We start from the raw sequence: 26670 nt of genomic DNA, 5'->3' as shown, positions 1-26670 counted from the left end.
AGGTATTGTTAGAACTGCTGCAATTTTATCCCCATATTCGCCTTCAACGCCTCCCTGTACACCATATCCGCTGTCGCCACATCCTGTATCGCAAGTCCTGTCGAATCAAACACCGTGATGTCAGAATCCTTCGTCCTTCCTTTTTTCCTGCCAGCGACTACCTCGCCGATTTCACAGCAGATGTCCTTTTCCGTGATCAGTTTCTTTGACAGCGGCACATTAACCTCGCCTGAATGCGAAGCCTGCGGGATATCATCCACCACTATCCTTGCGCGCTTCAGTATATCGGGGTCAAGCTCCTCTTTCCCGGGCGCATCCGCGCCTATCGCGTTGATATGCGTTCCCTCCGCGATCCACTCGTTCATCACTATCGGCTCCCTTGAAGGCGTGGTCGTGACAAGGATATCGCAATCGCACACTTCCCTGATACTTTTCTTAGGAGTTACATCGCAGCCGAGCGTCTTTTCCATTTCATCTTTAAAAGCAAGAGTACCTTTTTCGGAAGTACTTGTGGCTTTGACCTCCTCAAGATCGATAACTTCATTTATCGCAAGAAGCTGGGTCTTTGCCTGGTTCCCTGTACCCACAAAACCTATCGTCTTTGAGTTTCGCCGCGCAAGGTATTTCACAGCAACGCCGCCAGCGGCGCCAGTTCTCATATCGGTGAGGTACGTGCCGTCAATTATTGCGACAGGCGCCCCGGTCTCGGTCGAGTTCAGGATGACTAGCGCCATCACTGTAGGAAATCCTTTTTTCGGGTTATCAGGATGTACGTTCACTATTTTTACACCTGCAATATCCTGCTCCTCAAGGTATGCAGGCATCGTCCTGAGGTCGCCGTTGTGCTTTTTGAAGAAGAGATACAGCTTCGGAGGCATCTGGACTTTCTTGAGCCCGTGCTGCCTGAACGCTTCTTCCACGACTTTGAGCGTGCCTTTCATATCAAGGAGCGATTCAACTTCAGTTTTATTGAGCCAGAGGATGCTGTTTTCCATATTATTCCCCAAATATTTTCAACTAATAATTTATGCTGTTCTCAGTATATAGGTTTCGATACTGTGCTATGCAAGTAACGATGGTGTCCTAAATTTTGTGACCTATATAAAAAACAATCGCCACAGAGGCACAGAGACGCAGAGAAATATTTCAAAAAAAGCTCTCAGTGCCTCTGTGGCTCATTTTTATGCTCCAGCCATATTACATGTTTATTCAATTAAGCATTTAAATAGACCACGATTAATAGGACATTACCGAAGTGACGTGAGTTTTACTTACAAATATTGCCGCATTCATCAGGTATATTTAAACTTCCAAGACTTAGTACCCAGAATTGCATAAATATCATAACGATTATTGAGGAAGTCCATGAGTCTTGAAAAACTTGACGTAGGAACACTAAAAAAATCCGGTTACATGAAGCAGAAGCAGAAAGACCTGTTCGTGGTCAGGCTTCGCATGCCCTGCGGCAATGTGACCTGCGAGCAGCTTGCGGGAATCAGTGAAATAGCAAAGAAATACGGAACAGGATACATTCATATAACCACGCGCCAGGGGATACAGATCCCCAATGTGGATATCCACAACCTCGATGCCATCACGAAAGAGCTTGAGGACAACGGCACGCCGCCGGGCTCATGCGGACCGCGTGTGCGCAATATCCTTTCCTGCCCCGGAAACCTTGAATGCAATTACGGCATCATAGATACCTACGGCATGGGAGGCATGCTTGATAGGGAATTTTTCGGGGAAGATATGCCGGTCAAGATAAAATTCGCAGTGACAGGATGCCCCAACGCCTGCGCCAAGCCGCAGGAAAATGACCTTGGTGCTATGGGAATACTCAAGCCCGCCATCTATACACAGGACTGCACGGGCTGCGGGACATGCACGTTCATGTGCCCCGAGAAAGCCATTGTCGTGGAAGACGATAAGGCAAAGATTATCTGGGACAAATGCAACCTCTGCGGCGCCTGTGTCGGAGCCTGCCCGTCAGACCTCATTACCGAGGAATGGAAAGGCTACAGGCTCTTTGTCGGCGGGAAGATAGGGAAACATCCGAAACTCGGAAGAGAGCTGGTAGATGCAAAATCCCCGCAGGAAGCGATAGCAATATTCAGGAAAATAATCAACTGGTCAAAGAAGAATACCCACGTTGGCGAGAGATTCGGCGACTGCATTGACCGTGTGGGATTTGAGACTTTCAGGAAAGAGATACTGGGATAAGGTGGATACATGTCAGAAATACTCAACATTGAAAAATTGGCAGAAGAATATGATAATTGCTCTCCGCAGGAGATCGTTGAATTAGCGGTTGGAAAGTTCAAGAACATCGCGATCTCATTTAGCGGTGCAGAGGATGTGGTACTGGTCGATATGGCAAAAAAAACCGGTAAGAACTTCCGGGTTTTACGCTTGATACGGGGCGCCTGCATCCTGAGACCTACCAGTTCATCGAAGAGGTCAGGAACACTTACAATATTGATATCGAGGTATTCTTTGCCAACCGCGACGCTACGGAAAAGCTCGTAAAGGAGAAGGGGCTGTTCTCTTTCTATAAAAACGGTCACAAGGAATGTTGCGATGTACGCAAGGTCGATCCACTCAAGCGCGCCCTCAATACGGTAGATGCCTGGATAACAGGGCAGCGCAAAGACCAGAGCCCCGGGACGAGAGCGAACGTGCCTGTAATCCAGAAAGACCCCACTTTCGGCATGGGCAATCTTATTAAATTCAACCCGCTTGCGAACTGGACATCAAAGCAGGTATGGGATTACATTCGTGAGAACAATGTTCCTTACAACAAACTGCATGAGAAGGGGTATGTCAGCATCGGATGCGAACCATGCACAAGACCTACTCTGCCGGGACAGCACGAGCGCGAAGGGCGCTGGTGGTGGGAGGATGCGACGAAGAAAGAGTGCGGGCTGCATGCGGGGAATGTGAAGAAGTAGTTATTTATCTGACTCCACCGTTGTATTAAGTGCATGATTTAATTCAGATGAGGAATAACGTATAGTCATGGACACGATAAATTTTTACAGGGATGGGAAAATAACTCTAAGGGAAGCTTCTGAGCTTGCAGATGTGAGCCTAAGAGAGATGCTTGATCTGCTTATGGAGCATAGGATAAAGGGAAACGTGACCTTAAAACAGCAGCAAAAGTCACTGGAATATGTTGAAAGGCTGCTGAAGTCATGAAAAATGGTGAAAATATCAGAGGATAAAATAATTTTACAGCATTGAATTTTTTTGCCTATTTTGCATATATATTTTCCCTTTTGCCCCTTCGCAAACAATTATTAAACAGAAATTACAATTGAGCGCAAAATCTGGGATTATAAATGACTCAAATAAAACCTCACGGCGGAAAGTTAATCAACAGGACTTTAACTGAACAGAAACGAAAAAAGATCATCGAACAGGCTTCTGAATACCAGAGCGTTCCCATAAGCCCCGACCTGATGAAAGATGTAGAGAACATTGCATCGGGGCTGTTCAGTCCTCTTGAGGGTTTCAACTGCCGCGAGGATTTTGACAGCATCCTCTATAATAAACGGCTCTCAAACGGTCTTCCCTGGACGCTCCCCATCGTGCTTGATACCGATAATAACGGCATAAAAGAGGGGGATGAGGTTCTCCTGAAGAACAATGACCACCTGGTTGCAGTAGTGCATGTGGAAGAAAAATTCGGCTACGATAAAAGAGCCTATGCGGAACAGGTGTTCGGGACGAATGATGCCGCGCACCCGGGAGTTGCGAAGACATATTCCATGAAAGATAAGCTTCTTGGCGGGAAAATAAGCCTGGTAAACGAATCACAAACCCCTTACTATAAGTACGCGATGAAGCCCGCGGAAACAAGGAATCTCTTTAAGGAAAAAGGATGGGAAAAAGTAGTCGGGTTCCAGACGAGGAACGTTGCTCACCTCGGTCATGAATACCTGCAAAAATCCGCGCTCACGATGGTGGACGGGCTGTTCATCAACCCTGTCATAGGCAAGAAGAAGAAAGGCGATTTCAGGGACGAGGTAATCCTTGAGAGCTACGAAGTGCTTATCGACAATTACTATCCCAAGGACCGGGTGGTGCTGGGAATCTTTCAGACCGAGATGCGCTACGCAGGTCCGAGGGAGGCTATATTCCATGCAATCGTGCGGAAGAACTACGGGTGTACGCATTTCATCATCGGCAGAGACCATGCAGGCGTGGGAAGCTACTACCACCCGTATGCAGCACAGGAGATATTCAAGGAGTTCCCCGATATCGGGATCGAACCAATGTTCTTCATGTCGTTCTTCCACTGCAACAAATGCGGCGGGATAACCAACGACAAGGTATGTCCGCATAACGACAGAATAGATTTTAGCGGCACAAAGATGAGGCAGATGATAGAGAGCGGGAAGAGACCGCCTGCGGATTCAATGAGACCGGAGGTCGCAGATGTGATCTTGAAATCAGGGAATCCTTTTGTGGAATAGGGTTTTTGATTTCGATCAGACATTTGATTTTGCGAGATGGAAACATTTAATTCCAGAGAACAGCTAACACCATGAAAAGTATATATGAACGATTCAATGAAAGAACACTGGGATGAAATTTATGAGGCATTAGATGCAGATGAGCTGACCTGGTACGAAGAAATACCTGAGTCCTCTATAAAATTACTATCTGAATGTCGCATAAATAAAGATGAATCTATATTAGATGTGGGAGCTGGCGCATCAACGTTTGTGGATTATCTCATTAACCAGGGATTCAGCAATATCATTGCTACGGACATAAGTGAAATCGCTTTGAACAAGATAAAAGAAAGATTAGGCAAAGAGAAAGCCTCCCTGGTAAGATGGATAGTAGACGATATTACCCAGCCGATCCATATCCGGAATTTAAGGGATATCGCTGTGTGGCATGATAGGGCGGTATTACATTTTTTATTAGAAGAGGACCAGCAGAAAATGTATTTATCTACACTAAAGAGAGGGATCAAAAAAGGCGGTTATGTCATTATTGCTACTTTTTCATTAAAGGGTGCAAAAAAATGCAGCGGTTTGAATGTCAAAAATTATGACCAGAACATGCTGGCAGAATTCTTAGGAGAGGATTTCAGCCTTCTTGATTATTTTGATTACACGCATTATATGCCTTCGGGTCAGCCAAGGCCGTATGTATATGTATTGTTCCAGAGGCTCGAATAATAAACTGCAATAATCATCAGTATATCCCGCCAATCGGATACGAAAACCGACCATGCGTATAAGCTTAATACCAGTATTGACATTCTATCATTTGAGTGGTTTTTATGGAAAGACTTCCGCCGCACCAGCAATTGAAAACGGATTTTCCTATCCTGCATTTCGGGAAAATGCCTGAATTTGATAAGGAAACATGGGATTTCCGAGTTGAGGGCTTAATTGAAAATCCGGTAAAGTTAACGTATGATGAGTTCCTGGCTCTGGAAAGAACCGCGCAAGTTAGCGATTTTCACTGTGTATTAGGATGGAGCAAAATTTATTTGAAATGGGAAGGTGTACGCTTCAGCGATGTTGCCAGGCTTGTGAAACCTAAAAGCAACGCCCTTTTTGCTACGATAGAGGCTGATGCCGGATATACCACCAGCCTGCCCCTTGCAGATTTAATGGAGCCTGACGTGCTTTTTGCCTATAACTTTGATGATAAGCCGCTTGAACCCGCCCACGGCGGACCGCTGCGCCTTGTGGTTCCGAGGAAATACGCGTACAAGAGCGCAAAATGGGTGAGGCGGGTGGTGTTCACTGAGGAGCAGCAGCCCGGTTTCTGGGAAGAGAGGGGGTACAGCAACAGCGCGGATCCGTGGAAGGAGGAGAGGTATTCGTATTAGAATAACACTCAAACGAAAAACGCAAATATTATAAAAGAAATTAAAATAGCATGGAACAAACCCTCCAGGGTACCATAATCTTCGGCGACGACTTCGAGCCCATCGACGGCATCCTCACAATAGAAGACGGCATAATAAAAGACATCGAAGAGAGAAAAATCACCGCAGACACAATAATCGCCCCCTGCTTCGTGAACGCGCACACCCACATAGGCGATTCCGTGATAAAAGACCCGCCTTACCTGCCGCTTGAAGAACTGGTGCGACCTCCAGATGGGCTAAAACACAGGATTCTCGCTCAAACGTCGTACCAGGACCTCGTTTCTTCGATGAGAGCCACCATGCAGGATATGATAAAAACAGGCACATGTGCCTTTGCAGACTTTCGCGAAGGTGGACTTGAAGGTGTGAAGGCGCTCAGGGATGCGCTTGGCTCAGAAAATAAACTTAAAGCACATATATTCGGAAGACCTTCGGATAAGGATATGAGCTATCTTGATTCCTGCGATGGAACAGGGTTGAGCAGCACCAACGATTTAGATGCTGGGCTTATTGAGGTTATTGTAAGAAAAACAAAAGAGAAAAAGAAAAAATTTGCCTTACATGCGGGCGAGAAAGATCCATCCGATATTCCCGCTGCCCTGGAGCTTGGGGCGGATTTCCTTATTCACCTGACGCACGCAGGGAAAAAAGATATCATGGCGCTCTCGGACGCGAACATGCCGGTCGTGGTTTGCCTGCGCTCGAATCTCCTCACAGGTTCAGGACTTCCTCCTGTTAGAAAAATGCTTGAAGAAGGTATTCTAGTTGCGGCAGGTACGGACAACGTGATGCTGAATTCTGTCAATATGTTCTCAGAAATGGAGTTCCTCGCCAAAACAAATATTTATGATGATAGACAAGTATTTATGCTCTGCACGCTAAATGGGGCAAAGGTGCTAGGAATCGAAAAAGAATCAGGCTCTATCAAGAAGGGGAAGAAAGCTAGACTGATGTTCCTCACCAAAAAATCAAATAACATGCAGGGCATAAGAAATACATTAGGCAGTATAGTAAGGCGGGCAAGACCGGATGATATTATCGGGCTGATATAGGTACCAGAGGAGAGAACATATGGCAAGCAAATTGTTTAATAGAATATTAATCGCAACGGACGGTTCAGAATACACGAAGAGTGCGATCGAGTACGGGATAGAACTGGCGAAGAACACCGGAGCAAAACCATACGCTATCTATGTGATCGACACGGCAGCCTTTGCCTCGATACCCATGGATGCGGCATGGGAAAGCATGTATGAACTTTTAAAGCAGGAAGGCGATGAGGCAACTAAATATGTAGCCGATAAAGCCGGGGCGGAAGGTCTTGAGATAGAGCGGGCGACAGTCGAAGGGCATCCAGCAGAGGAAATAAGAAAATTCGCCGAAAAGAACTCTATAGACCTTATAGTGATGGGAACAATCGGGAAAAGCGGTCTTGACAGGTTCCTGCTGGGCAGTGTTGCTGAAAAAGTGGTTCGAACATCGAAAATACCTGTGCTCGTGGTTCGCGGGAAAAAAAAGTAAAAAGGTGAACTATAATGGCTGATACTCCGGAAAGCATCACGGTCGATGAAGTAATGATCAGGGAGGTTGCCTCTGCTGCGCTGCCGGGCTCAAGGGATGAAGTACTCCAGATACTGAAAACAAAGCACATCTCTGGAGTCCCTATTGTAAAAGACGGCGAGCTTGCAGGGATTGTGACACGGACTGACCTGTTAAAGCACCCTGAGGAGGAACAGATAGCTATGTTAATGACCCGGAACCCGGTAACGATTTCGCCAGATAAATCCATAGTCGATGCGGCGCGCGTGATCCTAGAAAAGAAAATCCGGCGCCTGCCAGTGGTCGAGGATCATTCTCTTATGGGCATTATTACAATAGCGGATATAGTAGGCGCGATAGCAAGGCTGAACATTACAAGCCCGATCAGCGGATATATCGGCAATAATGTTGTCTCGGTCTGGAGCGATACTCCTATAGTGGTAGTCGGTGCCATTATGGACCTTGCGGATGTTAAGGCCGTTCCGATACTGGACTCAAACCTTGACCTGCTGGGAGTGGTCTCAGATAAAGACCTCATCAGCGCAAGCGCAATAGAAGACAGGACCGAGATGTCAAGCATGTCCGCAGGGTCGGACGATGATGCATGGACATGGGAATCATTGCGGGATACGATGAGCCTGTATTACAGCGTTTCCAAGATCAAGCTGCCAAACTCACCTGTAAAAGAAATCCTAAAACACAAAGGTGAGCCTGAGACCGCGGTATTAAGCTCGCAAGTGAGCGATTGTGCCAGGAAAATGAAGCGCAACAGGATGGATCAGTTACCCGTGATATCAAGTGAAAGGAAACTATTGGGTCTGTTGCGCGATAAGGACCTGCTGAGGGCTATAACTTAAGCCTTTTTATTTTTTATTTTTCAGTAGTTCACTTATCCTTACAAGTGGTATAAGTTCAACGTCCGCATCCGCAAGAGCCCCGGAGGCTCCTTCTTCCCGATCCACGACCACTATAACATAACGGATAAACAGCCCTTCGTCTTTTAATGTCTGGATTGCCTTCAGCACAGAGCCGCCTGTCGTGGTCACATCCTCTACCAGCACTACCGACTTTCCGCGTTCGGGCTCGCCCACTATCTGTCCTTTCGTGCCGTACTCTTTTGCCTCTTTCCTGACCATCAGGAGAGGTAAGCCTGTCTCAAGCGAGACGGCAGTTGCGACAGGTACGCCTCCGAGGGCGACGCCGCCAACGTAATCCACCCGGATGGAACGGAGCACCAGTACATCGGAGATGCGGCGGGCGATAAGTTTTAACACCTGCGGATTGGTGCTCGCTTTTTTGATATCAACGTAGTACCTGCTTTTCTTCCCTGAAGCAAGCGTGAAATCCCCGAATTTTATGGCTTCGCATTCTTTCAGTGCCTCTGCAAGACTTTTCATTCTACCACGGCTCCTTTTTTAGTTTAATGTAATATCCGAAAATATTTGTCAATCGGTGAAACAGGGGAGTAAGGATGAGGACAGTAATAATTATCCAGGGGGACGACAGGAAGTTCTCGGAAAACCATCGCGGGTCAAAGACATAAGTGAGAAACCATGCACCAGCCACGAAATCCAGCTGGTCGATGAGAGGGAGTTTCGCCCCGCGGGAGTATCCCAGCCGTCTTTTAAAAAAACTTTTTACCATATCTCCAAGCAATGCGCCGAAGGATAGAGTGATGACAGCCGTAAGTGTGAAGCTTCCCAGCGGCACCAAAGGAGAAAACCACATCTGGATAAGCCCTATGATAACCCCGCACACTGTACCTCCGATCAATCCGCGGAACGTCTTGCCGTCGCCTAATATCCTCCTCCCGTCTTTCCAGTTCTTCCCAAGATCGACAGGTGTTCCACCTCCGAACACTACAGCCATGGGGTTGGAAATATAGGCAGGCAGCATCAGCCAGACCGCGGTTATGATTATTTCAAGCATGATCTCCTAAGATTCTGTTTTTAATGCCAGTTGCTCAACTACGACCCCGGCTTTATCAAAGAATTTCAAAGCTTCGGTATCGGGATAGGTTGTCCCGAAAACCACTTTTTTGATATCGGCATTGATTAACATTTTTGCGCACAGGATGCACGGCTGGTGGGTACAATAGATGGTCGCGCCTTCTATGCTTACCCCGTGAATTGCAGCCTGTATGATCGCGTTCTGCTCTGCATGCACGGCGCGGCACAGTTCATGCCTTGTTCCTGAGGCTATGTTATTTTGCTGCCTTATGCAGCCAATCTCAAGACAGTGCGGCAGATTACGCGGCGCTCCGTTGTAACCTGTGGAGAGGATCCTTTTATCTTTCACTACCACAGCGCCTACCTGGTTACGCAGGCAGGTGGAGCGTTTCGCAACTACGGTTGCAAGTTCCATAAAATACTCATCTATTGTGGGTCGCATCAGGGATGAATAAACATCAAAAGATAAATATTTAATGCAGATTGAAACCTGGAACGCAACCAATAGCAAAAGGTTAATATGTTGTACTATAATTTTAAGTGAAATCCTTCAAGTGTCGACAGGAGAATTCAGATGGACCTTATTAGTGAAAAAGCAATAGAAGCTTATGTTAAAAATACCACTTTAAAGCAGATGTTGATCGTCCCTGCAATACTGCTTTTGTTATCGCTTTCTATTCTGGCATATACAACATATAAAACAGGCTCACCCGTTGAGCTTGGCCTGGAATTTAAGGGCGGAACGGCAATATACCTGGATAGTCCTAAAACTCCGGACCAGCTAAAAGAAGATTTCAGGGCATTTAACGTAGTCCAGGCAAGGGAATACGGCGCCAGCGGGGAACGTAAGATACTACAGTTCGGACCGATGGACAGTTCCTCAAAAGATGAGCTGATCAAAAAAGTAAAATCCGAATTCACAAACGTTGAGATCAGAGACATGGGAGAACAGTTCAGCAAAACCCTGCAATCCCAGGCAATTCGTGCAATAATAATCTCGTTCATCTTCATGGCAATAGTGGTCTTCGTAATCTTTAAGACCATTGTTCCATCAATTGCTGTCCTGATTTCAGCTTTTGCAGACATAGCATTTGCAGCCGCAATGATGGATATCTTCGGCATCTTTCTCTCCCTCGGTACTGTGGCGGCTCTTCTGATGCTTATTGGTTACTCTGTGGACACGGATATACTCCTGACCACGCGGCTGCTCAAGAGAAAAGGCGAGATTAACGACAAGATAAAGGATGCCATGAAGACCGGAATGACGATGACAACGACAACGCTTGGCGCACTTATCGCATTATTCGTTGTATCATCAGGTTTTATTTCATCATTCTTACTTATCGACATCATAAGAGATATTTCAATAGTACTCATCTTCGGCCTGATAGCGGACATAATAAACACCTGGATGACCAACCTGGGAATTCTCAGGTGGTACATTGAAAGGGGAACCCGAAGAATCGAAAAAAGAATTGAAAAGCCAAAAAGGAAGGGACAGAGAGCATGAACGACGAAGAACCTTTTTATCATAACTGGCGTGTCTTATTGCTTGTATTTGTTATCCTGGGTTCTATTGCAGCCATAACTGTATCTTACTCAAATGGTCAATTCCATATAGGGAACAATTTAAAATACGGTCTTGACCTTGACGGCGGCTCATGGCTACAGGTGCAGCTCCAGGGAGCTATCGCCCAGGTAGATGCAGACCCGGGAAAAATAGTCCAGGTAGAGTTCTCAAAATTGCTTAATGACCCTGACGTTAAAGTCAATGGAGTAGCTGCAGGTTCTGTAAGCTTTACGACATCCAAAGCGACCACGCAAAAAACCATTGACTCCTTTGGCTTCGGCACATCCACCATATCTAGCGCACCCGGCGGCGGTACCACAGTGACGCTTCAAACGAACAAGGATTTCCTGATCCAGAAATATCTGAGGGACAGCCTGAACGCAGAAGTGAAACAGATCCCGGGCAGCCCGGGCAGGCCCCCGACGTACGAAATAAGAAAAGCTGTGACCGAGGATTCATTGAATGCCATATTAGAACCCGTGGGTGGGAGAGTCGTCCCGCCTTTCAAGGTCGGGGTAACCGTAGAAACCCGTGATGAGACCAAGAAGAGGCTGGAAGACAAGCTTAACCCGATTTCCTTTAAACAAATAACCATCACTCCGATCGGCGATAACTACTTACTTATTGACCTTCCGGGCGTATCGATAGAGGAAGCAAGAAAGCTGGCTTTGACGCCAGGAAAATTCGAGATCCGGATACAGGTCTCAGGCAACGAGACCGCACACGTTCTTTATGGCGACAAGATAATCGGCGTAGGGGTACCCCAGAAAGAAAGAAGGGACTCCTGGGGTGTGTCTTTTGAACTGAATGATGACGGAGCTAAAGCACTCCGGGATGCTGCGATACAATACGGAGCCGTGACCAATCCGGGCGCACATTACCTTAGCATGTATCTTGATGACAAACTTGTGTTCGATGCACCTCTGGATCCTGATCTTGCAAAGAACATACAGAGCGTACCTGTGAGAAGTATGGTCGCGACTACAGGTGCAGGTGATGTCGGACAGGAGAAAGCAAAAGAACTCCAGCTTCATTTGAGAGCCGGCGCACTGCCTGTTCAGGTACAGGAGGCGGGTTCAGGAGAAGTGCCTGCGCCGCTTGGCCAGAAGTTCAAGGAACAGGTCGCAATCGCGGGATTGATTGCCCTGGTGCTGGTAGCTATTGTCGTAGGGCTCAGGTATAAGCAGCCCAATATTATCATCCCGATGCTTTCAACGTCTTTCAGCGAAGTTATAATGATACTGGGTTTTGCAGTCCTCTTGGGATTGCAGCTTGACCTTGCAACTATCGCAGGAATCATTGCAGTTATCGGTACGGGTGTTGACCATCTTATAATCATAACGGATGAGGTGCTTGCAGGAGGCTCTTTGCCGCCTGATAAAGTGTACAAATCCCGTATCTCCAAAGCATTCGCAATTATCTTCGCTGCTGCGGCGACCGTACTTGTGGCAATGCTGCCCCTGATACTGTTCATGGATTCAAGCGCCCTGCGGGGTTTTGCTGAGATCACGATAGCAGGCGTATTTATCGGGGTATTCATAGCAAGACCAGCCTACGCGGTGATTATACAGGGTTTGCTCGTTGAAGCTGTTGATAAGAAATATACTGACGAGGATTGATTACCGAAGCTTTTAAATGTAATTCGAACCTTAAGAGCGAGAGCTTTTACTTCAAGCCTCGGTGGCTCAGCCTGGCAGAGCGAGAGATTTGTAATCTCTAGGTCGAGGGTTCAAATCCCTCCCGGGGCTTACTTTGACAACTCAGTACAGGGCAGGCAGATTTTTCTTTACGTAATCCGGCAGGTTAGGCTGCCATGCCATGCGATCCAGAAAGGTCTTATCATCGGCGACGGTCAGCGCATCCAGATCAAGCGGGGTGAGAAGCTCTGAGAGCGGGACAGCGGCAGCGATCCTGACCGGCAGGCGTGCAGTTTCAGGACCGTGAGGTCCCAGAGGCAGGTGCGTCCTCAGCGCTATACCCGGAGGTTCATCATGTTCAAGCAGCAAAAACCACCTTGGCTCTACGATAGCAGCGCGAATTTCCTGCGGTGTGGGATGCTCCATTTTATATGCGAGTTCAGGCAGCCGGCTAAGACCATCCCTGAGACGGGCGCGAGCCTCGCTAAGTTTCAGGGCTCCTACTACAGGGTCTGCCGTCTCCTGCATCAGATTCATCATGCGTTCTGCACTGCCTACTTTCAGGCGTTCGGTCCCTGAGCCGAATCGCTCCATAAGGCTCACCCGTCCATATCGTGGCACCCCGTCGATGATTACCAGGATAATTGAGGTCTCACGCGACTCAAGCAGCCTGGCATATGGGTCTCCGCGCCGCCCTGAAATGATAAATATATCAGCGCGTTTGCCAGCCTCGATAGAGCCCAGCACTTTGTCCCATTTCAGGATTTCAGCCGCGTTCCGTGTTGCCATAGCCAGCAATTCACGGTCTGTGAACACACCACCTTCGGCAGCGCTCACCGATCGTGCTACTTTGAGCTCTCCAATGAGGTTCTTGCTGCCTGTGGATGACCAGTCCGAGCCGATACCTATCCGCATGCCCTGTTCTTTAGCAGTTTTGATGTCAGCCGTTCTCCCGTATAACAGCAGGTTGCTGAGCGGCGACCATATCATGGCCCCGCCGTGTTCATACATGGTCTTGTAATCAGCAGGCTCAAGCGCAACGCAATGTATGCCCGCAAGCTCACGGGTGATAGCCCATGTACCATCAGGCAGATTCAGGGCTTCAAAGTGCTGGTGTGCCTTTTTATCAGCCCCTTCGCTTAAGTGTAACAGCAGACATGTGCTGCGTTTCAGGCGCGCCAGAAACTTGCTGGCGTCTGTTGCTTCTACATCCGCGATCCTTGAATCCGCCTCAGGCAGGTCAGCCTCGTCGGTCTGTTCTACGTTGCGAACAATGCCGCGGTAGTAGCGGGTAATGCCCTGGTTGCTGTAAAGCGCTATCCCCTGCGAAGTTGTAACACCGCTTAACAGGCACTTGCATTCTACGTAGCGGACGATAGCCGGAAGATATTCGGTGCTATGACCCAGTACCTTCATGGGTCCGCTTATCAGCTTCTGATAGGTCGGAGTGCCGCTCCACTGGTCGCGATTGGTGTACTTTTTAGGCACATCCCAGAGCCGGAGGATGTTGTAGCTCAGGTGATTATGAAGCTCGATTAAACCTGGATATATGGTGCCATTCGTCTTTATAATATCAACGTTCTCAAATCCCGGGGGCGGTGGCGTACCGGTGGGTTTCACTGCTGCAATGCTGCCTGCATTAACATACACGGTGCCCCTGTCCAGGACGCTGAAAGATGCATCCATGGTAACTATCCGTCCTTCCAGGGCATAACTCTGTACGCTCAAAGGAGCGATTGGATTTACAGGCATAATATAGATAAATCACCTGAACCTTTTTATTTGTTACCTCATTTTTCCAGGCAAGTCATTCCAGGCTATAGTAACTAATGATTCTGTCAAGTCTGCGTTTGCTAAAAGTGAAGCGCAGATTTGACAGTATCAAAATTTAAGTGGGAGGCGCACGAGAGCTTAAGAGGTAAGAAGGATAATCTGGATTATAAGAGTGCAGGGACGATAAATATGAGCGAGAAAGAAATACGCCGGGTTTACAGTGAGACTATTTTTGAACGCGGGCTTGATTATTTTAACGAAGGAAGAGTTTCAAACGCAATAAAGCTAAAGGAAAAGATGTTTGGAGTGGTAGTTGGGACTGATAGATATAAGACAGAAGTGAATCTGGATAACTTTGAGAGCAAGTGTTCGTGCCCATATGGGAGGAACTGCAAACATGGTGTTGCATTGCTGCTCCAGTATTTCAATGGGGATTACGTAGACGGGGACGAAATATTGAAAAGACTGGAAGGTATGGGTAGGGAGGAGTTGAAGGATATTATAGAGAAAATGATTAGCATGAATCCAGCAAACCTGTCATATTTAGTGACTTATCCATCCACTGGAGAAAAAATAAGCGGAAAACGGATTGAATCGGTGGATAAAGAAATTAAGTCATGGCTCAAACGATTACGACATGAAGTTGCGGATGATGAATTTGTAGATGACTTCTCGAGGTTCATAAAAGTTAACGAGAATGCCCTGACGAAGGAGCAAATTTTCTATGTGCTGGAATTTTTAATAAAAAATCGCGAAGATTACGGGTATTTTTATGACGATTACTCAGACAGCTACTTTGGAGATCCTATTTTTGAGAACCTATGCGATGCGTTCGCAAAGAACGAACTGAATGATAAAGATTTTGAGAAACTGGAAAAGTTAGTAGAGATGGATGATTCTGATATGCTGAGTCCGTTTTTCTATCGAATGGTTGCAGCGGAAAATGCAATCAGGCTAAAGAATTTTGGAAGTTACGTCGGTGAAATTTTAGATGAAGATTCCTACATTGAATTCCTGATAAACTGCGGGCTGGTTGAAAAAGCGAGGGGATTGATTGAAAAAGATACCTCTCTGGGTGATGAGAGAAGGTTCAGGTTATATTTGCGGATCAACAGTGATGATGCGATAGAGTTTGCAAGGAGGAACGAGTTCTACTCAAGTCTAATGCAGTACTATCATGAGATTGGGTCGCATGATGAAGCGGTCGGATTGTTCAAAGAGGTAGTGGGCGACGGCGGGAGGAAGAAGCAACTGGAAGCAGACCCGTATCTTTATAGAGACATCTTTGATTCTGTAAATAAAAGCAAGAGGAGAGAAGGATTAGAGGAAGTTTTGAGGACACTTTTTGATATTTGCTATTCATTTAAGTTTTATGAGCTATGCGTAGATGTGGGGATTAAGCTGGGCGATAGAAGACTTCTGAGTAAGTTGATAGATAAAAAGAGCAGTCATAATTTTGATGCAAACTCAAAGATAAAATTACTGAATTATTTAAAGGAAGATTACAGGGAAGAAGTGAAGAAAGAGTTAAAGGAGTTTGCGGAGGCGCTGATAGGGGAAAAAAGCAATTACGCATACGAGAAAGCGGTGAAATGTGTTATCCTGCTGAGAGAAATAATGGGCAAAGAGGAGTGGGAGGAATATTTGAAGAAACTTTACAGGGCGCATTTCAGGAAGATGAACTTGTGGGCTGAGTTTAAAAAAAATGGGGTTTATTTAAAGGCGGAAAAGGGTTCTGTGAGTATATTGAGATGAACTGGGCTTTACCAGGGGCTGCTTGGCGACTTAAGAAACTGAGCATTTATTAAAATAAGTGTTCTCTATAAAAGAACATTTCGTTTCTGTTCTTAAAAATCGTTTTTTCCGGAACAGTTCAGTAAAGGTTATAATAATAGTAATATCAAGAGTAACAAATGTTATTAATCGAAAACTTATACGATAAAGTAATGTATCTTACTGGACAAAAATGAAACTCATCATTATCGACTACGGACTCGGAAACCTGCGCAGCATCGAAAAAGCCCTCCAGTACGTGGGCGCAGAAGTTGAAATCTCAAACGACCCCTCGGCAATCGACCGCGCCGACGCCCTGATACTTCCCGGTGTAGGGGCTTTTCGCGATGCTATGATGCATTTCGCCACATTGGAGCGCGTGGTGAAAGATGCCGTGGATGAGGGAAAGCCTCTTCTCGGCATATGCCTCGGCATGCAGATGCTCGCCTCCGAGAGCGAGGAAGGGGGCTTGCATAAAGGTATTGACATAATCCCGGGAAGGGTGGTACGATTTCCCGCCTCTGAGTTGAAAGTGCCTCATATGGGCTGGAATTCACTTATTATAAGGAAGAATATTCCTATGCTGAACGGAATAGAGGATGGTTCGTTTGTGTATTTCGTACATTCCTATCATGTAAGTACAGATACTGAATATGAGGTCGCCATGTGCGATTATGGAATGGAGTTCCCGGCTATGATCACCAATGAGGCAGGGAATGTCATAGGCACCCAGTTCCACCCTGAAAAAAGCGGCGCCACCGGGCTTAGGATGCTCAGGAATTTTGTGGAGAGCTATGGACCTTGAAGGCTACGCCAGGCGCGGCATACGGCGCAACGACAGGGCTCTTAAGGAAAAGCTGGCTGAGCGCATCCTTGAGATAAAGAGTATTTCGCGAAAGCACGCTGAAGAAATAGCAAACGCTGTTATCGTAGAAGCAAATGCCACCATGGACCCGAAAGGCGACATACTCCAGCCGATTACCTCAGGCGTGACTATGGGCGAATTTGGCGTCGGCTCGCGCGGCATCGGTGACTTCTATACCCATGAAAAGATTGCACAGGTAATTGGTAAAACCTCGGCTGTTGTGGATTCCTCGCACCTTGATGATTCAGGTGTTGTGCACGCAGGCGGGCAGTATATTGTGGTCACGATCGATGGCATGCATTCCCGCCTCTCAGATTTTCCTTTCCTCGCCGGTTTCCACGTCGCCCGGGCGGCTCTTCGGGACGTGTACGTGATGGGCGCACGCCCGATCGCTCTGCTATCGGACATCCATGTTGCCGACGATGGCGATGTTGCAAAGATATTCGACCATATCGCAGGCATCACAACGGTATCGGAATTGACTGGCATACCTCTGGTAACAGGCAGCACGCTCAGGATCGGCGGGGACATGGTCATTGGAGAGCGGATGACAGGCGGCGTTGGAGCGGTGGGCATAGCTGAGAGTCTCACAGCACGCATCCAGGCAAAGCCGGGAGATGTCATAATCATGACAGAGGGCGCTGGCGGGGGCACTGTCTCGACAACTGCGCTCTACTATGGGATGCATGATATCGTTGACGAGACGATAAACCTGAAGTTCATCGACGCCTGCGAGGCATTGTTTAGGGCTGGATTGATCGGGAAAATCCATGCCATGACCGATGTGACGAACGGCGGGGTGCGCGGGGATGCAAAAGAGATAGCAAGGACGGCGCGCGTTAAGCTTGTATTCGAGGAAGAAAAGCTGCGGGCTCTTGTGAATGAGAAAGTGCTCACTATGCTTGATAAGCTTGAGATCGATTATCTTGGCGTGTCTCTTGATGCTCTTTTGATAATCGCGCTGCCTGAGTATGCGGATGAGATACTGCAATGCGTGCGGGAGAAGGGCGTTGCAATCGACATCGTCGGCAAAGTAGAGGAAGGTGCCGGTGCCGAACTGATCATTAACGGGGAAAGCTGTGACTTTACGCCGCGCTTCCGGGAGTCCGCTTACACGCCGATAAAGAAGCTTGTAGGCGAGAAGACGCCGAAGAATTTTGACGAGATGAGAGAGGCAGTGGATAAGGCGGCGGCGCAAGCTGTCAAGAAAAAGGAAAGGATTATCAAAAGATTGAAGAGGGAGTAGGCTTCCATTTTTAATCTATTTGATTCATTCTCCGGGATACTTTATTTTTGATACAGCCCAGCATTATCTATCTGCATCTTTGCCATCTCCACTGCAAGTTTCGTGTAATCCTTTCTGTTCATCCTCCCTCCGGTCAGCCAGCCGATAATGCCTTCCTCGTATCCTATATAGGGTTTGCCGGTGGCAGGCACGAATGCCTGCGAGATCGTGATGCCCTCATTCAGTACCCTTTCAGTGAATTTCGGCGGATACTCAAAAGCCGGCGCAAGACCGGGATATGTCCTTTTGCCGTCGTAGATAACGCAGGCGCAGAAGTTCATATAACCGCTCCGTGTATTCGGAACCGGCGCGATACCGTCCTCTATACCAACGGAATATTCGCAATCTCTGAAAACAGATTTTGCCCTGAATATCGCACCCTCGATGGTCTCATCAAGGGTCAAAGGCTGTTCTCTGACACCTGACTTGCAGGCAGCGCCTTTTACCCTGAACGAAGGAAAGACCTCCTGGACAGCGGTGATCTTATTCATGTTCATAGAGGCTACACGGATACGGTTTGCGCCAGTGTTCATAATGCCTTAATTGTTCTTTCTCTTGAAGAACTTAATGAGATATTTCCATCCGGTCTTACACAGATGTTTCCTCCCATTCGGGTCTTCCCTGACCCAGTCCATCAGGTAGAAGAACTGTGCCTTGTATTCATCCACGGTTTCATTAATTATACCGGGCGGATTCGGGACACCAAGACCGCGGAGATACTCGATAAAGAGCTCCTCACCTTTTTGCTGCGCCAGTCCGTTTATCTTCGTTACTGTGAACTTATACCCCTCATTTTTCAGCCATTCGGCTGTTTTATCATGGATACAGCCTGAGCAAATCTCGATTCCCTCGTCTTTCTGGATCCGCAGCTTGACGAATCCCTGCTCTACGATATTTCTTGCGGAAACGAGGTATATCTTCTTTTTAAAGGTATCTACTCTGAAATCCTCTATGGATATTATATCGTAATGCATCTCCCCAGTTTCTTTACGCAGGACTATAATCCCAACGCCTCCTACGGGCGTGCCCCATCCCTGGTCATCTATCTGGATAGTCATGGTTGCGTTCTGATGGTTTGTTTTTGTATTAATTTGTTCCGCCCTCAAACACAAGAAAAACGATAATTTTATTTATGAGCAGTTACTAATATTGCTTAGGGTGTGGGTTTATGGAACAAATTAAATTATTCCCGATAGTCCTCGTTACCCTATCGCTTATTTTTCTGGGCTGTGTAGGGGAAACACCGGTTGGAACTCCAATTCCTACTGCAGTACCTACCGCAACGGAGACGCCTCAACCGACCATCGTTCCAGCTGTTCCGGCACCCACACCTGCCTTACCTCAACAACAAATTGCGCCGCCTGTAAAATATATCGTATGGATAGACAGTGATCTTGGCTTTTACAGAATCAGAGCGGTCAGAGGGAATACCTCGGTTCGGTTACCTGCCGACTTCAGTATACTGAACTTTTCCATTAATGTCGGAGACAAGGTCAGGTGGATGAATGATGATAGCTATGATTTCCCGCTAACGCTTGTCAGCAACGAAGGGCTCTGGACCGGCAGGGCGGGATTAATGCGGTATCAGGGAGAGCGGGTTGAGTACACGTTCAATAAGACCGGGATATATACATTTTCTATTAAAGAATACCCGCGTATAGGACAGCAGAAAATCACTGTTGTACATTGACAATCTTTAAGTATTAAAAATTCGTATTATTACGAACAAGGAATTGTTATGGATTTCGTTGAGCGCGTGAAGAAAAACCTTGAAGGGAAACTGCGGATAGAGGATGGGAATTGCGGCACCACCCATAAGGTATTAAAAGAGCTCTCTTTGCTTGGGGGAAAAGCCGTAACATGGGAGCGACCTGATGGTGTGGGCTCAAGGATACTTGACGACAGAGGGACCATAGTGGGAGAAGGAGAGGGCATAACATGGCCTCCTGCAATCCTGTTCGCATTTGTTGAAGGTGGTTTTTTCCCGAAACATATCGAATCCGAACTGACGAAGTCCTTACAGTGTATTATTGACATGGAAAAAGTAGCCGACATCTACGGCTACGGCAGGGTTGTCACGCCGGTAGCCTCTGCGTACAACGAAGTCTGGAAGAATGGAGGCAGGGTAGCCATAAGGCGTAACTCATGGGGTGTTGAGGTAGCTTTCATAGACAGGGATGATAAAGAAATAGCAGTCGGTCCTATCTCTTACTGCCCAACATGCGGCACAGCCGCAACGATTCCCCGCGCTCCGGAGCTTGCCGCAAAGCTAAAAGAAGAACTCAAGGATAAGCGCAACACCGGCAGGGATAAATACGAGCGCGGGATGGAGAACTGGTTCTTCTACAAGAACGGCAGGGTATGCTGCGAGATAGTGGAGAAAGGGAAGATGCTGGGAAGGGCAATGAGATGCTGCATAGCCTATGCAGGCGTTGTTGCTGAGGTACATGCAGGGATCGCGGGACCCAAATGGGGCGCCCTGTTCAGGGAATACTGCAAGATATGCCCTGTTAAGCTTTGTCAGAAAGGGAAAAACACAGGTGAGGAAGCCAATAATCTTCTCGTGGCTCTTGAAAACAAGGATTTGACAACCGATGTTAGGATGAACACCTACATTACAGCGATGGTGAAAAAGGATGGGGAGCTTGTGGGTAGGGGCATAGGAACGGTTTGCGCGTTCTCATCATTGCTCTATGCTGCGGCAAAATGTATCCAGCTTCGGTCTGAAATAGAAGTTATCAGGGAATAAGCGGAATGCACGAGATATCGATCGCCGGGGCCATCGTAGACGCTGTGCTTGATGCAGCAAAGAAAAATAATGCAAAGAAGGTGAGCGAAGTCTTTATTGAGATAGGAGAGCTTACTGCCCTCAACCCCGAGCAGATGAAGTTCATTTTTAAAACCATATCCTCAGGGACCCCGGCAGAAGGTGCAAGATATGATATCCGGGTCATAACGCCGTTAATAAACTGCAAAAAATGCTTATATAACGGACCTATCGGGTTCTTTGAGAAGCTCCATTTTTTCCTGCCGCAGATAAAATGTCCCCGGTGCGGGGATATTGAAATTGATATAACTGCTGGAAGAGAGTGCTGTGTTAAAAGAATAAAGATATCATGAAGCTAATCCATCTCACCTTTCAGTATCTCGTTCACAATATCCTGCGTCCTCAGGGTTCCTTCAGCTACTCTTTTGACCATGGGGTAAATATATTTACAATCGTCTAACTTCCCCCAGAGATCTGGACCGACTTCCCTGATAACATTATCCATAATTTTCTGACATCTATCACATACCGGCGTATTTTTCTGTGTGGGCTCATCACATATATCGCAGTTCATAATTTCCCCCTTACTTACACAATTAAAAGAGCTTATAAGATAAATAATTATTGCAGGAGTCGTTTTCTGCAGAGTCCTTTTCTTTGAATATCAAAAGAACCTGGCTATTAAGAGGCTGAACTCAAATAAAACCACAAGCACAACAGCAACTATCAGCCCGGATAGCGCTTCCGGGCCCGGTGAAATGAAAAATGCGAATGCTATAAGGGCGCTGTAGATGATGATCCGTTTCCCTCTCAGGTACTCGCGCTTCAGGAGATCCATTTTTATAGCGAATATCAGGAGCAGAGGGAACTGGAAAACGATCCCGAATCCCAGGACAAGGGTGATCATTGTAGATATCGTCTTCATCAATGAGACCTGCGGGGCTGCTATATCGATTGAATAAAATACTGTGTACTTAAACACGAGTGGCACGACCACAAAATAAGCAAGAGCTGCCCCCATAGAAAAAAGGATGAAGGAGAATGGTACGACCTTGATGAAAAATGATTTTTCGTGTTTATATAATCCTTTCCCGACGAACATGAAAGTTTCGTACACTATAAGCGGTATACCGAAAAAGAGCGCGCATACAAGGGAAATTGTCAGCTTTGTGACTATCAACTCAGTCGGGGAATAGATGGTCATTGGCACAGGGACGCTGTAATTCCATACCAACTGCAACAAGCTGCCTGAGAATATAAAGGCGATCAATGTAATAATAATAACTGGTATTGCAACAATAATCATCCTTGAGCGCATTTCTTTAAGGTGCTCTGCCAGCGGCAGTTCCTCGTCTCCGGGTACGGCGTTCATCCTATTTACTGCTTCCTTATTATTTATAAACATGATGCAGCGAAAAATTCTTTATACACTGGAGTAAATATTCGTGCATGAAAATCAGAGAGCTAGGTGAAAGGGCATTGATTGAACATATTGCCAGGTTACTTTCAAGACCGGTTAATAAAGTCATCGAAGGGGCAGGGGAGGATGACTGCGCAGTGCTTGATATCGGTACTGATCGCTACCTTCTCGTCACTACAGATATGCTCCACAGGAAAACCGATTTTCCGTCCCGGATGACAGCACAGCAGATAGGGTGGATGTCGGTAGCTGTTAATTTGAGCGACCTGGCTTCCAAGGGTGCCATGCCGCTTGGGGTTGTAATGGCAATGGGCATCCCACCTGATACCGAGTTATCGTTTATCGAAGAAGTGGTAAGGGGAATGGATGAATGTGCCTCAACATACGGGACGCAGATAATCGGCGGGGATACGGACTCGCATGATGAGCTTACAATGGCAGGCACGGCGCTGGGCACCGTGAAAAAAGAGCTGCTCATACGCAGAAGCGGTGCGAAGGTGGGGGACTTCGTATGCGTTACAGGCAATCTCGGCTCGGCGGGCGCAGCCCTTCTTGCCCTGGATAAAAAAATACCCGTCAGCCAGGAGATACTGAAGGCGCTGTTTGAGCCTGCGCCAAGGATCAATGAGGGCATGGCGCTTGCAAACTCCCGCGCGGTTACCTCGATGATGGACATCAGTGACGGGCTTGCACTTTCGCTCCATGACATGAGCAAAGCAAGCGGCGTGGGTTTTAAGATATATGAGAACAGGCTGCCTGTACACCCGGAAATTAGAACATTATTGAAAGGCAGGGAACATCTGGAAGCGTCTGTCTTTACAGGAGGAGATTTTGAACTCCTTTTCACCGTCGCTCCTGAAAAGCTAGATAAGGCAAAAAAAGCCTGCCCCCTGACAGTTATCGGGGAGGTTATTGAAATGGGGGTGTTTATTGAAAAGGCAGGCAGGGTGGAGGAACTGGAGGCGCGGGGGTATGAACATTTTAAGAAATTGGATTAAGGGGTTTACAGGCAGGGATGAACTATGGTTGATGCACCGTGTTTTAATGAGAGCCGCGTCATGTCGCGGATGATAGATTCGACAAAGTGTTCTACCCTGCTTGATAGCATATGCCCTTTGATGTAAGGATGTATATTAATTTTTAAACTCGTTATTACAGAAAAGAACCCGATATTCTTATGCGACGCCTGCGAATTAACGCCAATTTTCAAGATGAAACCAGCAGGCAACAGAGTTTGGATAAAAACTTGAACTTAAGACAAGCATGCAACCGCTCTTTAAAAATTGTACAAAATAAGATAGGTGATTATCACCTATCTTTATCTCGTTTTCTTTTTATCCTGTTTTATTTTTACCCATCTCATATTACTAATCTCGCTCTGCTAGTCATCTCCACCTCCTCTACCATTGCCTCCGCTGCCGCTTCCGCTACTTCCGCTGCCGCTTCCGCTACTTCCACTGCTGCTTCCGCTACTTCCACTGCTGCCACCGCTGTCTCCGTTGCTTCCACCTCTATCGTCACCAGCTTCAGAAGCCCGCCCGCCCCTGTCATCGCCTGCTTCAGCAGCGCTTCTGTCATCCTGCCTGTCCTCTCTCCTTTCTTCCAGTCTGTCTTCTCTTCTATCTTCCCTTCTATCTTCTCTTCTGTCCTCCTTCTGTTCCTCGATCTCTACCCTCTGTACATCATCTATTGTCAGGGAAGACAGCTTCTGGAAAATCCTTTCTGTTATCTCATTCCTGTCGGCAGTGTTCAACTGGAGCCTTAATTCAGCTTCAACCTCAGAAACACCATCTTTCGTTTTAATCTTTATTTTCAGCCTCTCCCCCTCATCCCGTTCCGGGGTCCCGGTAACTGTCGGAGTTCCTGTTACGGTAGGTGTTCCGGTTACAGATGGGGTTGAGGTTCCCGTGACTGTGGATGTAACTGTCGCAGTTGGTGTCGCTCCAGGTGTTGCCGCGGGGGTCACGGTCGGTGTCCTGGTTGCTTCCGGCGTAGTCCCGGTTTCCACTTTGAACTCAGTTAACCTGTTTATATCCTCCATGTTCAATTTAAATCTATCCAGGACTTCTTTTTCTATTGCATCACGCTCAGTGCTATTTGACCGGAATTTTGCTTTGACTTTGACCTCTGCAGTATTGCCGCGGATCTCTACTTCGATCTCTTTCCGTTCTATTTCAATCTCGCGTAGCCTGATCCTCTGGTTATCCTCTATCTCGCGCTCAAGCTTTACCCTGGTCTTTAACTCAAATCTTTCCTCCAGTCTCAAGCTGTTATTGAGAGCTCTTTCAAGCCCTGTGATATTTGGATGCGTTTCACGGAGCTGCCTCAGGACGAACTGGTGCTTCACTATCCTCCTCTGTTCGGTGAGAAGATGCGAATCATTTCCTGTAAATCCCGAGACTGATTTCTCCATATCTTCTATCTTCTCCCTGTACCGTTCAAGCGCTTTATTCGCCTCTTCGATATCTTCCTTATTTAATCCAGCTTTTGCCTCGGCTAATCTTAGCCTTGCATGTTCCTCCTTTTTTTCAAGCTTTCTGCTCGAATTGAAAGTGAGAGATTCATCTATATCCTCAAATGCGGTTTTCAGTCCATAGAGAGCACTCCCCGGACCTACAGAACCTTCATACGGTGCTATATCATCTACGATATCATCCGACTTCAGGTCATCCGTCTGGGACTGCGCAGTATTTACAAATATCAGTGCCAGAAGGATTATTCCTGATAGTACAACATTTTTTATTTTTCTGTTATTCATACACTCACTACTCCGGGCTCCCGCCGTAATATCATAATTAATCCTTATAGAATATAAACTTTTTTACTGTACCGATTATATTTGATTGTCCCTCCTGACTCCTAAAAGTTCCAAAGCGTTCAAAAGCTCCATAATAAACCGTTACTTTTATATTTCACTTATTCAATGGGTAGGGCAAAGGTGACACAAATGCCAGCAAAGGTAAACACTGATGAATGTACAGGATGTGGAATATGCACAGACGAATGTCCGGCTTCTGCAATAGAATTGAAAAACGAAAAGGCCAAAGTTGATGAAGAGGAATGCACCGAATGTGGCACATGCGTGGATTCCTGCCCTAACAGTGCGATCAAGATGGAATAAACAACAATAAATAACAAAACAAAATATCCGGTAAGGGTAGCTATGGCGAAAATAAAGGCAGGGGTACTGGGTGCAACAGGTAATGTAGGCCAGAGATTCATCGAGATGTTAAGCGAACACCCGTGGTTCGAGTTGACGTCACTTGCGGCATCCGACAGGAGCGCGGGCAAGAAGTACGGCGAAGCGGCAAGCTGGAGGCTTGAAAGTAAGATCCCGGAAGAGGTCTCTGATATGACCGTTGTACCTGTTGACCCGAAGAAAGTCGATGCAGATATCGTTTTCTCGGCTCTTCCTACCGACCTTGCAAAGACAGTAGAACCTGAGTTCGCAAAAGCGGGTTTTGCTGTTGCGAGTAATGCCAGCGCCCTGCGGATGGTCAAAGACATACCGCTCGTCATCCCTGAAGTGAATCCGGAGCATCTCGGTCTTATCGATGTCCAGCAGGACAACCGAAAATGGGACGGCTATGTTGTCACGAATCCCAACTGCACAACTATAATGATGACCGTGACGCTTAAGCCGCTCATGAAGTTCGGGATAGAGAAGATATATCTTGCTTCCATGCAGGCGATATCAGGCGCAGGATACGACGGCGTAGCTTCGATGGCTATCCTGGATAATGTCATCCCGTATATTGATAAAGAGGAAGAGAAAGTAGAGACCGAAACAAAAAAGCTTCTCGGGGAATTCAACGGGAGCGAGATAGTCGATGCACCGTTTGCAGTTAGTGCAAGTTGCAACCGTGTTATGGTAATGGACGGTCACACGGAAGCGGTCTGGGTTGAGATGGCGGATAATCCATCAACGGAAGATATTAAACAGGCTTTCCTTGAGTTTGACCCCGGGCTATCGGACCTGCCTACGGAACCTGCCCCTGTGATCGAAGTAAAGGAGGAAAAAGACCGTCCCCAGCCGCGCATGGACAGGAACTTGGGCGGCGGGATGACCGTTTCAGTCGGAAGAATCCGCCCCGGGATACGCTACATCTGCATGGGACACAACACAATAAGAGGCGCAGCCGGCGCAAGTGTCCTGAACGCAGAGCTTCTAAAAAAGATGGGAAAACTTTAAA

32 protein-coding genes and 1 tRNA gene are annotated in these 26670 nt (G+C 47.0%); 22 read left to right on the top strand and 11 right to left on the bottom strand.

All coding sequences use genetic code 11. The annotated features are described in order from the left end of the window. Positions 1-8: 8 nt before the first annotated feature. Positions 9-995 (bottom strand): alanine dehydrogenase, encoded by a 987-nt coding sequence (gene ala / locus MNV_RS02450; protein WP_096203797.1) that lies wholly within the window; start codon positions 993-995, stop codon positions 9-11. Between the two features lie 370 nt (positions 996-1365). Between ala and MNV_RS02445 the strand changes: the two genes are divergently transcribed. The 10 genes from MNV_RS02445 to MNV_RS02405 all read left to right on the top strand — a co-directional run bounded on the left by MNV_RS02445 (position 1366) and on the right by MNV_RS02405 (position 8295). Then, a complete protein-coding gene (locus tag MNV_RS02445) occupies positions 1366-2223 on the top strand; it encodes a 4Fe-4S binding protein (RefSeq protein WP_096203796.1) in 858 nt (285 codons plus the stop codon). Positions 2224-2232: 9 nt separating this feature from the next. Beyond that, positions 2233-2529 carry a hypothetical protein gene (locus tag MNV_RS20440; protein ID WP_256999911.1) on the top strand — a complete coding sequence of 99 codons (297 nt, stop codon included), beginning with the start codon at positions 2233-2235 and terminating at the stop codon, positions 2527-2529. Further along, positions 2427-2951, top strand: coding sequence for a phosphoadenylyl-sulfate reductase (locus MNV_RS02440; protein ID WP_306453612.1), 525 nt, complete (start codon positions 2427-2429; stop codon positions 2949-2951). Before MNV_RS20440 ends, MNV_RS02440 begins: the two co-directional genes overlap by 103 nt. Before the next feature lie 67 nt (positions 2952-3018). Next, positions 3019-3198, top strand: a complete 180-nt coding sequence (locus MNV_RS02435; protein ID WP_096203795.1) for a UPF0175 family protein — start codon at positions 3019-3021, stop codon at positions 3196-3198. Between the two features lie 143 nt (positions 3199-3341). Continuing rightward, positions 3342-4478, top strand: a complete 1137-nt coding sequence (sat, locus tag MNV_RS02430) for a sulfate adenylyltransferase (protein WP_096203794.1) — start codon at positions 3342-3344, stop codon at positions 4476-4478. 84 nt (positions 4479-4562) lie between these two features. After that, positions 4563-5195 carry a class I SAM-dependent methyltransferase gene (locus MNV_RS02425; RefSeq protein ID WP_096203793.1) on the top strand — a complete coding sequence of 211 codons (633 nt, stop codon included), beginning with the start codon at positions 4563-4565 and terminating at the stop codon, positions 5193-5195. A 104-nt stretch (positions 5196-5299) separates the two neighbouring features. Further along, on the top strand, positions 5300-5857 hold the full coding sequence (locus MNV_RS02420) for a sulfite oxidase-like oxidoreductase (RefSeq protein ID WP_096203792.1): 558 nt from the start codon (positions 5300-5302) through the stop codon (positions 5855-5857). Between the two features lie 50 nt (positions 5858-5907). Continuing rightward, on the top strand, positions 5908-6951 hold the full coding sequence (locus tag MNV_RS02415; RefSeq protein ID WP_096203791.1) for an amidohydrolase family protein: 1044 nt from the start codon (positions 5908-5910) through the stop codon (positions 6949-6951). A gap of 19 nt (positions 6952-6970) precedes the next feature. Beyond that, on the top strand, positions 6971-7420 hold the full coding sequence (locus MNV_RS02410; RefSeq protein WP_096203790.1) for a universal stress protein: 450 nt from the start codon (positions 6971-6973) through the stop codon (positions 7418-7420). Between the two features lie 14 nt (positions 7421-7434). Next, positions 7435-8295: a CBS domain-containing protein gene (locus MNV_RS02405; RefSeq protein WP_096203789.1), complete on the top strand. Its 861-nt coding sequence runs from the start codon at positions 7435-7437 to the stop codon at positions 8293-8295. 6 nt (positions 8296-8301) lie between these two features. Here MNV_RS02405 and pyrE read toward each other — a convergent pair whose 3' ends face one another. From pyrE to MNV_RS02390, 3 genes are read right to left on the bottom strand one after another with little or no spacing between them, the layout of a single operon-like run. Beyond that, positions 8302-8835, bottom strand: a complete 534-nt coding sequence (gene pyrE, locus MNV_RS02400; protein ID WP_096203788.1) for an orotate phosphoribosyltransferase — start codon at positions 8833-8835, stop codon at positions 8302-8304. A gap of 1 nt (position 8836) precedes the next feature. After that, positions 8837-9367: a CDP-2,3-bis-(O-geranylgeranyl)-sn-glycerol synthase gene (locus tag MNV_RS02395; protein ID WP_096203787.1), complete on the bottom strand. Its 531-nt coding sequence runs from the start codon at positions 9365-9367 to the stop codon at positions 8837-8839. A gap of 6 nt (positions 9368-9373) precedes the next feature. Further along, a complete protein-coding gene (locus tag MNV_RS02390) occupies positions 9374-9829 on the bottom strand; it encodes a deoxycytidylate deaminase (RefSeq protein ID WP_096203798.1) in 456 nt (151 codons plus the stop codon). A gap of 132 nt (positions 9830-9961) precedes the next feature. On the opposite strand from MNV_RS02390, the gene MNV_RS02385 reads away from it, so the two are divergent. The 3 genes from MNV_RS02385 (at position 9962) to MNV_RS02375 (ending at position 12705) form a co-directional block, all read left to right on the top strand. After that, positions 9962-10897 carry a protein translocase subunit SecF gene (locus tag MNV_RS02385; RefSeq protein WP_096203786.1) on the top strand — a complete coding sequence of 312 codons (936 nt, stop codon included), beginning with the start codon at positions 9962-9964 and terminating at the stop codon, positions 10895-10897. Then, on the top strand, positions 10894-12576 hold the full coding sequence (locus tag MNV_RS02380; RefSeq protein ID WP_096203785.1) for a preprotein translocase subunit SecD: 1683 nt from the start codon (positions 10894-10896) through the stop codon (positions 12574-12576). Before MNV_RS02385 ends, MNV_RS02380 begins: the two co-directional genes overlap by 4 nt. Positions 12577-12631: 55 nt before the next feature. Next, positions 12632-12705 (top strand) — tRNA-Thr (locus MNV_RS02375). 12 nt (positions 12706-12717) lie between these two features. Here MNV_RS02375 and MNV_RS02370 read toward each other — a convergent pair. Beyond that, positions 12718-14346 (bottom strand): amidohydrolase family protein, encoded by a 1629-nt coding sequence (locus MNV_RS02370; protein WP_096203784.1) that lies wholly within the window; start codon positions 14344-14346, stop codon positions 12718-12720. A gap of 210 nt (positions 14347-14556) precedes the next feature. Here MNV_RS02370 and MNV_RS02365 point away from each other — a divergent pair, with 210 nt between their 5' ends. From MNV_RS02365 to MNV_RS02355, 3 genes are all read left to right on the top strand, one after another. Further along, the gene (locus MNV_RS02365) at positions 14557-16122 is read left to right on the top strand and encodes an SWIM zinc finger family protein (protein WP_143311590.1); all 1566 of its coding nucleotides are present in this window, start codon (positions 14557-14559) and stop codon (positions 16120-16122) included. Positions 16123-16333: 211 nt separating this feature from the next. Continuing rightward, complete coding sequence (gene hisH, locus MNV_RS02360) at positions 16334-16945, top strand: imidazole glycerol phosphate synthase subunit HisH (protein WP_096203782.1); 612 nt, start codon at positions 16334-16336, stop codon at positions 16943-16945. After that, a complete protein-coding gene (locus MNV_RS02355; protein ID WP_096203781.1) occupies positions 16935-18251 on the top strand; it encodes an AIR synthase-related protein in 1317 nt (438 codons plus the stop codon). Before hisH ends, MNV_RS02355 begins: the two co-directional genes overlap by 11 nt. A gap of 41 nt (positions 18252-18292) precedes the next feature. Here the strand turns inward: MNV_RS02355 and MNV_RS02350 are convergent, their stop codons facing one another. Beyond that, on the bottom strand, positions 18293-18823 hold the full coding sequence (locus MNV_RS02350; protein WP_096203780.1) for a DUF84 family protein: 531 nt from the start codon (positions 18821-18823) through the stop codon (positions 18293-18295). 6 nt (positions 18824-18829) lie between these two features. Then, entirely contained in the window at positions 18830-19348 is a 519-nt protein-coding gene (locus tag MNV_RS02345; protein ID WP_096203779.1) for a hypothetical protein, read from the bottom strand. A 110-nt stretch (positions 19349-19458) separates the two neighbouring features. Between MNV_RS02345 and MNV_RS02340 the strand changes: the two genes are divergently transcribed. The 3 genes from MNV_RS02340 to hypA are packed head-to-tail and all read left to right on the top strand — an operon-like array spanning position 19459 to position 21410. After that, positions 19459-19980 carry a hypothetical protein gene (locus tag MNV_RS02340; RefSeq protein WP_096203778.1) on the top strand — a complete coding sequence of 174 codons (522 nt, stop codon included), beginning with the start codon at positions 19459-19461 and terminating at the stop codon, positions 19978-19980. 48 nt (positions 19981-20028) lie between these two features. Continuing rightward, the gene (locus tag MNV_RS02335; RefSeq protein ID WP_096203777.1) at positions 20029-21039 is read left to right on the top strand and encodes a hypothetical protein; all 1011 of its coding nucleotides are present in this window, start codon (positions 20029-20031) and stop codon (positions 21037-21039) included. A gap of 5 nt (positions 21040-21044) precedes the next feature. Beyond that, positions 21045-21410, top strand: a complete 366-nt coding sequence (gene hypA, locus MNV_RS02330; RefSeq protein ID WP_096203776.1) for a hydrogenase maturation nickel metallochaperone HypA — start codon at positions 21045-21047, stop codon at positions 21408-21410. A 2-nt stretch (positions 21411-21412) separates the two neighbouring features. On the opposite strand, the gene MNV_RS02325 is transcribed toward hypA, so the two are convergent. Both MNV_RS02325 and tatC read right to left on the bottom strand, forming a co-directional pair. Then, on the bottom strand, positions 21413-21631 hold the full coding sequence (locus MNV_RS02325) for a hypothetical protein (RefSeq protein ID WP_096203775.1): 219 nt from the start codon (positions 21629-21631) through the stop codon (positions 21413-21415). 90 nt (positions 21632-21721) lie between these two features. Beyond that, positions 21722-22429 (bottom strand): twin-arginine translocase subunit TatC, encoded by a 708-nt coding sequence (gene tatC, locus MNV_RS02320; protein WP_179293754.1) that lies wholly within the window; start codon positions 22427-22429, stop codon positions 21722-21724. Positions 22430-22506: 77 nt separating this feature from the next. Here tatC and thiL point away from each other — a divergent pair, with 77 nt between their 5' ends. After that, on the top strand, positions 22507-23475 hold the full coding sequence (gene thiL, locus MNV_RS02315) for a thiamine-phosphate kinase (RefSeq protein WP_096203773.1): 969 nt from the start codon (positions 22507-22509) through the stop codon (positions 23473-23475). A gap of 5 nt (positions 23476-23480) precedes the next feature. Here the strand turns inward: thiL and MNV_RS18885 are convergent, their stop codons facing one another. Next, entirely contained in the window at positions 23481-23687 is a 207-nt protein-coding gene (locus tag MNV_RS18885; RefSeq protein ID WP_143311589.1) for a hypothetical protein, read from the bottom strand. A 171-nt stretch (positions 23688-23858) separates the two neighbouring features. Further along, entirely contained in the window at positions 23859-25235 is a 1377-nt protein-coding gene (locus MNV_RS02310) for a DUF5667 domain-containing protein (RefSeq protein WP_096203772.1), read from the bottom strand. A 189-nt stretch (positions 25236-25424) separates the two neighbouring features. On the opposite strand from MNV_RS02310, the gene MNV_RS02305 reads away from it, so the two are divergent. Together MNV_RS02305 and asd are read left to right on the top strand one after the other, a co-directional pair. Then, a complete protein-coding gene (locus MNV_RS02305; protein ID WP_096203771.1) occupies positions 25425-25598 on the top strand; it encodes a 4Fe-4S binding protein in 174 nt (57 codons plus the stop codon). 42 nt (positions 25599-25640) lie between these two features. Then, positions 25641-26669 (top strand): aspartate-semialdehyde dehydrogenase, encoded by a 1029-nt coding sequence (gene asd / locus MNV_RS02300; RefSeq protein WP_096203770.1) that lies wholly within the window; start codon positions 25641-25643, stop codon positions 26667-26669. The last annotated feature ends 1 nt before the right edge of the window (position 26670 follow it).

This window comes from Candidatus Methanoperedens nitratireducens (assembly GCF_900196725.1).
Classification (GTDB): Archaea; Halobacteriota; Methanosarcinia; order Methanosarcinales; family Methanoperedenaceae; genus Methanoperedens; species Methanoperedens nitroreducens_A.
Note: the sequence above shows the minus strand (reverse complement) of the source record. Positions and strands in the feature narration are given on the sequence as shown.